This is a genomic window from Xanthomonas sp. SHU 199 (genome assembly GCF_000364665.1).
In the GTDB taxonomy this organism is placed as follows: domain Bacteria; phylum Pseudomonadota; class Gammaproteobacteria; order Xanthomonadales; family Xanthomonadaceae; genus Xanthomonas_A; species Xanthomonas_A sontii.
On sequence record NZ_AQOI01000346.1, the window covers coordinates 1 to 1,616 of the forward strand.

The following is a 1,616-nucleotide window of genomic DNA, read 5'->3' on the forward strand; positions in this document are numbered from 1 at the left end:
CACGGCTTGCCAGCGCGCGGCGTCGGCAGCGTCGCGGCGCAGTGCTTCACGCCACTGGCCTGCATTGGAGGGAGGGTGCACGGGCGCGTCTCCGATATGCCGAACGGCATATTCGAGGATATGCCGCCCGGCGGATGTTGCGCAAGCCGCCGCTGCCGATACTCGCTTCGCCCCGAGACGGCATCCCCTCAGCACACGGAGACTTCCCATGCGTCGCATCCTGTTCGCCCTGGCACTGGGCCTGACCACCACCTCCACCGCGCTGGCCGCGCCGGCGATGCACTACGACGGTACGCCGGCGACACCGGCCAGCAGTGCCGAGCGCGAGATCGCCGGCCTGTTCGACCGCTGGAACGCGGCACTGGCCACCGGCAATCCGCAGCGCGTGGCCGACCTGTACGCCCGCGACGGCGTGCTGCTGCCCACCGTGTCCAACCAGGTGCGCGCCAGCCGCGCCGAGATCGAGGACTACTTCAGCCACTTCCTCGCCGCCAAGCCGCGCGGGGCCATCAACTACCGCCAGGTGCGGCTGCTCGATGACGACAGTGCGGTCGACGCGGGCGTCTACACCTTCACCCTGAACAATCCCGACGGCAGCACCCGCCAGGTGCAGGCGCGCTACACCTTCGTCTACGAAAAGCGCGACGGGCGCTGGCTGATCATCAACCACCACAGCTCGGCGATGCCGGAACCGGTCGCCGCCGCCACGGCCAGCGCCGCAGCGAAGTGAACGTCGCGCCTGTCACCGCCGCCGCGGTGGTCGGGCGCACTTGAAAGCGGACTCCGGCAGCGCCATCCACACGACATCGCCGTCGCTGCCAGGAGTCCATGCCATGTTGGGAATCGGTGCCTTCAAGCAGCGCCTGCCGCGCCCGGGCGAGAGCCTGCCGGGACGCGCGCAGCCGCTGCCGCTGCACAACCGTCACTTCGTCAACGGCCATCCGTTGCGCGATGCGTTTGCCGGCCTGGAACAGGTGCAGTTCGGCCTGGGCTGCTTCTGGGGCGCCGAACGCAAGTTCTGGTCGCTGCCGGGCGTGTTCAGCACCGCGGTCGGCTACGCCGGCGGCGAGACGCCCAATGCCAGCTATCGCGAGGTCTGCTCGGGCCAGACCGGCCACACCGAGGCGGTGCTGGTGGCGTTCGACCCGCAGACCGTGCGCTTCGAGCAGTTGCTGCAGACCTTCTGGGAAAGCCACGACCCGACCCAGGGCATGCGCCAGGGCAACGACACCGGCACCCAGTACCGCTCGGCGATCTACTGCACCACCCAGGCGCAGTACGAGGCCGCGCTGGCCAGCCGCGACGCCTACCAGCAGCGCCTGGACGCCGCCGGCTACGGCCCCATCACCACCGAGATCCGCTTCCCGGCGCCGCCGTTCTACTACGCCGAGGACGAGCACCAGCAGTATCTGGCCAAGAACCCGGGCGGCTACTGCGGCCTGGGCGGGACCGGGGTGAGTTGCCCGATCGGGCTGGAGGCCTGAACGATCGCACCTGCGCGTCGTTCGCGCAGGATGCTGTCGCCATCGAGGGTCACGGCGACCGCGGGTGACGTCTCGACGCGAGCCCGTTACTTCGCGGCACGCGAATCGCGCGTGCTCGCGGCGGCGGGCCGC

At 70.2% G+C, this 1,616-nt stretch carries 2 protein-coding genes; both read left to right on the top strand.

The genetic code is table 11. The annotated features are described in order from the left end of the window. Window positions 1-208 precede the first annotated feature (208 nt). The gene (locus D183_RS0112060; RefSeq protein ID WP_017909215.1) at window positions 209-730 is read left to right on the top strand and encodes an SgcJ/EcaC family oxidoreductase; all 522 of its coding nucleotides are present in this window, start codon (window positions 209-211) and stop codon (window positions 728-730) included. A 103-nt stretch (window positions 731-833) separates the two neighbouring features. Next, window positions 834-1,484, top strand: a complete 651-nt coding sequence (gene msrA / locus D183_RS0112065; RefSeq protein WP_017909216.1) for a peptide-methionine (S)-S-oxide reductase MsrA — start codon at window positions 834-836, stop codon at window positions 1,482-1,484. Window positions 1,485-1,616 lie beyond the last annotated feature (132 nt).

Coding starts and splice junctions, on each gene's coding strand:
- msrA (WP_017909216.1), top strand. CDS start 834: ATGTTGGGAATCGGTGCCTTCAAGCAGCGCCTGCCGCGCCCGGGCGAG.
- D183_RS0112060 (WP_017909215.1), top strand. CDS start 209: ATGCGTCGCATCCTGTTCGCCCTGGCACTGGGCCTGACCACCACCTCC.